A 7,631-nucleotide genomic window follows, 5' to 3' on the forward strand; every position below is an offset into this window, starting at 1 on the left:
GTGAGTAAGAGCGACCAGACAGGCGGATTCGGTAGGTGTGGCGTTCCAGGATGTACAGGATCGGGAGACCGTCTAGTTCGGTTCCTACCCCCAACGGCTCAGATTGAGGTTCAGGACGTGGTTTGTGAGAGTCACTACCGAGACGTTGAGACTTGGAAGAATCACGCAGAAAAAGCGGACTGGATTGAGGAGGTGAGTGAATAATGGGATTAATGGATTCGATAGCCTCGGGAGGTCATAGTGGTAACATCGAAGGGGATGACGAAGAAGCGGACGAAATGGATGACTCGGCGAGTACGGGATACCTCGACCGACAGTATAATGATGAGGACAACGACGGGGTAGGAGATCCCGTAGATGACACACAGACTGGGGACTACAACGACGGTAGTCGAGAAGAACCCAATGACGACGAGGGTTATGGAGAACCGAGAAACGATGACGGCGGTGGATCAAACGGCGATAGTGGTATGGACAACTCGGCTCGAACCGGGTACCTCGACAGGCGATACAACGACGACGACAACGACGGTGTGGGAGATCCCCAGGACAATGTCGACAACTCTCGTCCTCGTATCCGTCGAGCACGTCGGACGGAGTCGGGCAACGACGGAGGACTTCTCGACTCGGCGGCTCAGGTAGTCGGAGGCGCGGTCGACGCACTAACTGGGAGGGATAGAGAGGCACCCAGAGAGAATATTAGATCCGCCGGGATCGGGGCGGGAGTCGTTGATACGATCTCCGACGCCGTAATAGATGCCACGGGTGAGAATTATCTCGGTAGGGGAGAGTACGAAGATGGATCTCCGAACACGGGCGGGGAAAGCGGTTATCTCGGAGTATCTGAGAACGAGCGACAGGACTCAGCTATCATAGATTACGTGAATAGCCTCCGAGAGAGGACGAGAGAGGAGGTCTCTCCGACCTACGGAATGGCTCTTGATCGGAGTCGTCCCGAGTCTCTCAAAAACGTGGACGCTCCTAAACCGGGAGGTAAGTCAGATAGTGAGCTTAGGCAACAGATAGCTAACCAGGCTGAGGGCGTTAGTCCGGGTGAGATACAGATACACAGGACAGGCTCGGGAGGCTACAAGTGGGATTATACGCCGCAGGATATACAGAGGGCACGTAAAGCCGGCTCGTCTATCTACGAGAAGGCTGAGAAGGGAGGGTTCCTCGGAGCACCACTTGAGACGACGTTCGTCGGCGGTGAAATGATAGCAAGAGCGGGGCACGACGCCGGGAAGGCTGTCCGAGACGTACTCCCTCTCGAAAACGTCGGACCTAGGGTTCCGGGTGTCGACGTCGGAGGGGTCGAGGTCGGAGGACAGCAGACTGTCGGCGGTGCGGCTGAGGGGATCGTGAGCATGATCCCGTCGGGTATTGGTCTCGCGGCGGGACAGGTCGCTCAAGCTCCTATGGCTGTTGGGGGAGCGGCTCGTGAGGCGGTGAGTGACGACGGCGATAGTCCGGTTGATATAGCTGAGGAAGTCGCGTCGAGGATAGGTCGAGGCACGGTTAAGACTGGTGAGTTTGCCGCTAAACATCCTGTCGAGACGGCAGGTATGTTGGCTCTCCCGTATGCGGGTAAAGCAGTCCGATCCTTCGGTAAGACAGGGAGGATAGGGTCGAGACTCAGGACATTGTCGAGATCGGATACCTCGGGGCAGGTTGTTAGACGAGCCGTAGAGAGAGGGGATATTAACTACCCCTCGTGGTCTGAGAAGGTTCGAGTCGCCAAGGAGAAATTCACGACAAGACAGTCTCCTTCGGAGTATCCTGTAAAGGCGAGTAGTGACCCCGTGGTCGAGATGAAGCGTTTAGCTGAGGAGTTTACTCCCGAGAAGATGAGGAAGCTCGACGAAGGCGGTTACTTAATGAAACACACCGTCGAGGGGAAGAAGTCGTCGAAGCCGGGATCGGCGTCTTTCGAGACGCGTGCCGGTCGGAAGTACGACACAGAGGGAGCCTTCGTCGGAGGCGAGGCGTATCCCGACATAAAGGGAGCCGTGTCCGCCGCCAAGACCGGGAAAGGGACTCTGACGAAGCTCAAGGAGATCCGAAAGGGACGAGCAGGCACAAGAGCTAGGATAAACCACCTTCTCGATAAAGGGGTCGGAAAGACGGCGAAAGAGAAGGCGTTATCGGAGGTCAAGAACTTCGACAGTCAGTATAAGAGTATACTCAAGGAACTGAAGAATGACGGCATAGCGAAAGCTACGAAACGCCGTGTGGAACGTGCACTTCCCGACACTAAGGAGCCTCACTTAATCCAGATGGAAGTCTCGGACATCCGTCGTATGCCCGAGTCGGTTAAGACTGAGGCGGCGGCTGAGAAGTTCCTCGAAACTCAGGGTCGTTCCGACGTGGCATACGTGAGGTCTCCGTCGAGGACGACGGCGGAAGCCGAGGCGATAATACCGAAGAACTCGGAGTACGTGAAGGTCGACGGCGGTTATAAAGTAAATATACGTGGGAGGAAAGTCCCCGCCGACACGTACGCTCCTATCGAGAAGGTTATCCGAGCGGGAGATCGAGGCGTCAAGACTCTCAAGGAGAGAGGAGTCTCGGAGAGTGTAGCTCGTGAGGCGACTCGGAAGGGCGAGGTCACGGAACGCCTACGTAGGGAGTTGGAGTCATCTAACGAGGTCAAGTCCTACGAAGAGGTACAGAACATAGCCCGAGAGGGACGTCAAGCCGTCGAACGGATAGCTGAGAGAGGACGCCGATCCGAAAGAGTCTCGACGTGGGATACAGCCAAGTTCTCCTCGGTCTCGTTCCTCGACGAGTCTCAAACCCGGACTCGTAGGGAGGCAGGCGACGGTGGACGGTTCGAGACCGACATGGTCGGAGAAGAGACATGGGACGGATACGAAGAGGAGTATACCAGATCCAGAGACAGGGATCGAGGAGGATTCAACGAAGGTTTCGACTTCGACCTCGGGGTTAGAGATGACAGAGATACATCGAGCGACGAGAGTGGCTTTGAGACCGAGAGGACTCCGACACAAGACCGAGATTACGACTATGGCGGTAGTACGACGTGGGACTGGGACAAGTACATCGGAGATCCGAATAACGACGGAGAGAGTGATACGCCGGTAGGCGTCCGAAGAAACGTCGACGAGCCTACGGACTTTACCGAGGCTGTAAGAGACCCCACGGACGACAGGAATCCGCGAGACGTGCCTAACGATAGGGATAGACCAACGAGGGATATTCCCGACCGAGGTATCCCGCCGGGCAAGACACCACCGCATGATCCGGGCGGCGGAGGCGGTGGTGGCGGCGGTACTCCCGGTCTTCCTAACCTCGACCTCGGGGAGGACTCTTATGATGGATTCTTCGACGAGTGGGCAGATATGTGGGAGAATCCGATTGAGTCTCCCGAGGACTTCCTCGATCAAGACGGAGGTGAGCTCTAGTGAACGCAGTCCCCCCACCCTCCGAGACCGAGACCGCCGAGGGAGGGCTCGCCTTTGCGTTCTTAATGGTAGTCGTCTCCCTCGTACTCGTGGCTCTTGTGTGGACGGTGCTCAAACAGCCGTTCGGTGAGCTTCTCGCGGTCTCGGCGGCTCGTTCGACGACGAGCCAAGCTCAAGAGGGACGGAAGTGGGTAAGCCTCGGGTTCATGTGGTACCCGTTTTTCGTCTTGGGCTTCGTAGCCGTGTACTTCTTAATCAGATCGGTCATCGAGGCGGGGGTGAGGTAAGAGATGCTTCGAGTAGCGATACTCGGACTCGTTATGATATTCGCACTCGGTGCGTACATGGTAGCCGCGCCGGTCGTGATCGAGCCGCTTGGGGACGAGGTTAAAAGTTCTCAGGCTGTCGAGGAGACGGGGATCGGCGTGGGTGTCGTCGACTCGATCTTCCAGGTCGCTTTCGTAGGCGTCCCTGTCGGGTTCATGGTCGTAGTTTTCGTGTACGGATTCGCCTGGCTACTCCGACTCGAACGGATCATAGGAGGGCGATAAGCATGAGCGACACAGATACAGGCACAAACACGGACACGGACACGGACACATTCAGAGACCGAGAAAGGGAGACCGGGAGAGTACCCGAAGACAAGAGCCTATCCGAGATACTCCGAGAGGCTCAGAGACTCGAACAGAACGGCGAGATAGACCTCGACCTTGATCTCTCGTCGTCGACGACTATCCTGGATTCTACTACGTCTTCTTCGGGACGGAGGAGGATTACAATGAGATTGAATAAACGCACGATAGCGATAACGGTCGTCGTCTTGGTAGTCGTAGCGTCGACGCCGGTAGCGGCTGAGGACTGGAAAGAATTTGGAAAGAGGGACTCGACGTTCTCGGCTGAGAATGCTCCGAGTGTTGGTACTGTTGAATGGACGAAGGAACTCGGCGGGGGTGGGACAGGCATGACGGTTGTCGACGGGATCGGATACATGGGGACTCGGACAGGAAATCTATATGCGGTAAATCCTAGGACAGGGGAATCTATATGGGAGAAGTCGTATGGGTCGGTGCCAGTAGGTCAGCCGACTTATGTACACTCGGAAGAACTCGGACATGACCTCTTGATTACTACGGCAACTGCACCGGGATCTACAGTCGTTGATGCCATGTACCCGTCGAATGGGTCAACGGTATGGACATACTCGATCTCATCAGGGAATCGAGAAATAAATTCGAGATCTGTTCCTGCCCATCCTAAATTAGTGAATCATACCTCGCCTAAGAGGGTCATAATTGGAGCCGGACATAAGATAGTCTCGTTAGACCTGACTGGTACAGAATTGGTTAATAGAACTGTTACTGTGCCTAGCTCTGACGGAGAGGCGAAAACTGATACTATAACGCATCCTATCAAGAGTTGGGATAGTGGGAATATACACTTTAGTGCGTATGTTATTAGTAGAGATTTCCCCGAGCGTTACGGTCTTGAGTATACTATAGGTAATCTTGGTTTAAAAGCCACTCCACGGAAGTATAAACTGTCGAGATCGATAACGGCGAATTATACAGGCTCTCCTCATACTATTATAATGGATGACGGGGATTACAGAGAGGAGAGATCTGGATCTGTAGTGGGAGCATCGGAGATTCCTGGTGGTTATTATACAGTTACTCGATCTGAAAGCTACTCAGAAATGCGTAGCTCTACGGAATGGGAGTTGCAGTATCGGGATAGATACGGTAATGTAATCTGGAACAGTTCAGCATCTGCGTATTTTGATTACGACACACCGTCACCGTCCCCTCCGATGAACTCTATCGCAGGGACTGAAGATAAAGTCCTATGGCTTAACTACGATGATGGGACTGACCCCGGAAAAGGTTGGACTCTATCTGGGTACGATAACCCCGAATATGATGAGGGTACAGAGATCTATACAGTACAGTCGGACACGTCGAAAGCTCCAAGCCCAATTACAATCTCAAATAACGCGGCATTCGTCACTTTAGGCACGACTCTCTACGCGATAGGAGACTATCAACCTCCCGAGAGACACACGCCGAAGCTCTCCGATCCGTCGCCTTCAGACGGCTCGTCTGTTTCTCCTTCAGAGGCGGGTGTAGAGCTATCTATCAACGTCTCCGACGCCGATCTCTCCTCGGGGGATCAAGTCACAGTCTCGTTCTACGATTTCGAGACGGGAGATAAGGTCGGCGAGGTACAGACGACTCAGAACACGACGGCGTCGGTGACGTGGGACGTTCACTCTTCCGGCACTCACGGGTGGTATGCCATAGCCCAGGACAGTACGGGAAAGAGTAAGTCGACGGACGTGTTCACGATCGAGATCGACTCGGCTCCCCATGTCACGTCGGCGTCTCCCTCCGACGACGAGGTCGTGAACGAGGAGACTGTCACTCTTCAAGCTCAGATCTCCGACTCGGAGTTCCCCAACGACACAGTCAACGTCTCGTTCTACAACGCCGAGAACGAGAGTCTGATAGGCTCTCAAGTGATCTCGGACGCGGGAGTAGCCTCGACGACGTGGAACGTCGGCGGCGGACGTCACGGGTGGTACGTGAAGGCTGAGGACTCGAAGAACCAGACTTCGGTGTCGTCAGTCTACACCTTCGGAACACCGGGACGACTCGTATTCCGTAGGTCGAGCGATACTAAGCTCATAAACCAGACCGAGGTCAACGTCGAGATGCAGGCTCCCGGCGGATTCTCCTACTCGGGGTCGACGACCTCGGGGTACTTCAACTTCTCCGAGCTAGGAACATACCCCGACAAGGAGGCGGTCGTCGACGTCCGAGCCGACGGATACTTTAACACGTCTCTGTCAGTCGCCGACTTTACGAGGTCGTCGACGGTCTACCTCACCGAAGGGAACGCGTCGAGTGGTCTACCGATCACGTTCAAGCTCAACGACAAGACGGGGATGTTCCCGGCGTCGGAGTCGACTCTGACGATTAAGAAGCCTCTCGGAAACGGTGAGATGGGGACGGTCAAGTCGTCGAGCTTCGGAGCGGCGAACACTCTCGGAGTACATCTTAGCAAAGGACAGAGATACCAGTTAGAGATCGAGAACGCCCAGGGCGACACGAGGTCACTCGGCAACTTCCGCCCTGTACAGCCCGGCACGTACACGCTTCCGGTCGGGCGCGTGAATTACACCATAGAGGAGGGCGAGACCTACGCCGTCGACGCCTACATCGAGAACAACGCGATAAAGTTCGAGTACGCCGATCCGACGAATAAGACGAAGAAACTCGACGTCAATATCTACGAACGCGGGAACGAGACGAACTCGATCTACCAGAACACGTGGGAGGTCGCTCCCGGCGAGAACATGACGCCTAAGCAGGCGTCGGCTATGCTCTCGGAGTCCCAGAGAAAGAAGACGTGGGTCGTAGACTGGGAGAGGACGCCGGTACAGGGAGATACTGAGGGTGGACAGATAGTCCTCGGAGCACAGAAAGGGTCGAGTCCTCCGATCCCCGACGAGTGGCAACATCGTATATCGATTATCTTCCTCTTGCTCATAGCGGCGATATTCGGAGGCTCTCTCGCCGAAGCGGGAGCACTAATCACGTCGTTCTTTGCGGGTATCCTGTGGTACATAGACTGGCTCCCTCCCACGATGGGTGTCGGTATCATAGTCGCATCGATCATTATAGCTGTACTCTGGATGCTCGGAAAGAGGGGGTTAGAGTAATGCCTCGTTTCCGTACCCTCCCGATCCTCGTCCTACTCATATTCCTGAACGGAGCGGCGGGATTCATGGCGGCGTCGGGTATCGCCGACAACCTCGGCGTAGCTCCTCAGCCCGGCGGATCGGGACAGATCGAGGAGATGAACAACGACATGAAGAGCTTCGGCTCCTCGACGACGGACGGTGAGGGATTCACGGGTCGCGTAGGCGGTGCTCTCTCGTACGTGATCGATGCCTTCTCGGTGCTTTTCGCGGCTCCGACTATGATAGCTAACGCGGGGGTGCCGACGTACGCGGTGACGTTCGCTTTTGCGCCGTTGTATCTCCTCGTCGGCTTGGACTTAATCAGCCTGTTCTTAGGAGGCTAAACCATGTATGACAAGCTCAAATCCGGCATAAACGGCATAGAGACGACCCATCTCCTCGTCGTCGCGGTGGTGGTCGCGGGTCTGTCGGGAGGAGTGATCGGGAGCACGGTGAGCTCGGACGCG

Annotated in this window: 7 protein-coding genes; 6 read left to right on the forward strand and 1 reads right to left on the reverse strand. The window is 55.4% G+C overall.

Annotated elements, in window-relative coordinates:
• The 4 genes from SV253_08155 to SV253_08170 all read left to right on the forward strand — a co-directional run.
• Window positions 1-204: hypothetical protein (locus SV253_08155; protein MDY6776029.1), on the forward strand; the 204-nt coding region annotated here is incomplete at its 5' end.
• Window positions 204-3,425 (forward strand): hypothetical protein, encoded by a 3,222-nt coding sequence (locus SV253_08160; protein MDY6776030.1) that lies wholly within the window; start codon window positions 204-206, stop codon window positions 3,423-3,425. The genes SV253_08155 and SV253_08160, both read left to right, overlap by 1 nt.
• Window positions 3,425-3,712, forward strand: coding sequence for a hypothetical protein (locus tag SV253_08165; protein MDY6776031.1), 288 nt, complete (start codon window positions 3,425-3,427; stop codon window positions 3,710-3,712). Before SV253_08160 ends, SV253_08165 begins: the two co-directional genes overlap by 1 nt.
• 3 nt (window positions 3,713-3,715) lie before the next feature.
• The gene (locus SV253_08170; protein ID MDY6776032.1) at window positions 3,716-3,976 is read left to right on the forward strand and encodes a hypothetical protein; all 261 of its coding nucleotides are present in this window, start codon (window positions 3,716-3,718) and stop codon (window positions 3,974-3,976) included.
• Between the two features lie 121 nt (window positions 3,977-4,097).
• Here the strand turns inward: SV253_08170 and SV253_08175 are convergent, their stop codons facing one another.
• Window positions 4,098-4,388: a hypothetical protein gene (locus SV253_08175; protein ID MDY6776033.1), complete on the reverse strand. Its 291-nt coding sequence runs from the start codon at window positions 4,386-4,388 to the stop codon at window positions 4,098-4,100.
• Between the two features lie 844 nt (window positions 4,389-5,232).
• Between SV253_08175 and SV253_08180 the strand changes: the two genes are divergently transcribed.
• The gene (locus SV253_08180) at window positions 5,233-7,143 is read left to right on the forward strand and encodes a hypothetical protein (GenBank protein ID MDY6776034.1); all 1,911 of its coding nucleotides are present in this window, start codon (window positions 5,233-5,235) and stop codon (window positions 7,141-7,143) included.
• Window positions 7,143-7,508 carry a hypothetical protein gene (locus SV253_08185; GenBank protein ID MDY6776035.1) on the forward strand — a complete coding sequence of 122 codons (366 nt, stop codon included), beginning with the start codon at window positions 7,143-7,145 and terminating at the stop codon, window positions 7,506-7,508. The genes SV253_08180 and SV253_08185 overlap by 1 nt, the downstream gene beginning before the upstream one ends.
• Window positions 7,509-7,631 lie beyond the last annotated feature (123 nt).

This window comes from Candidatus Afararchaeum irisae (genome assembly GCA_034190545.1).
Classification (GTDB): domain Archaea; phylum Halobacteriota; class Halobacteria; order Halobacteriales; family Afararchaeaceae; genus Afararchaeum; species Afararchaeum irisae.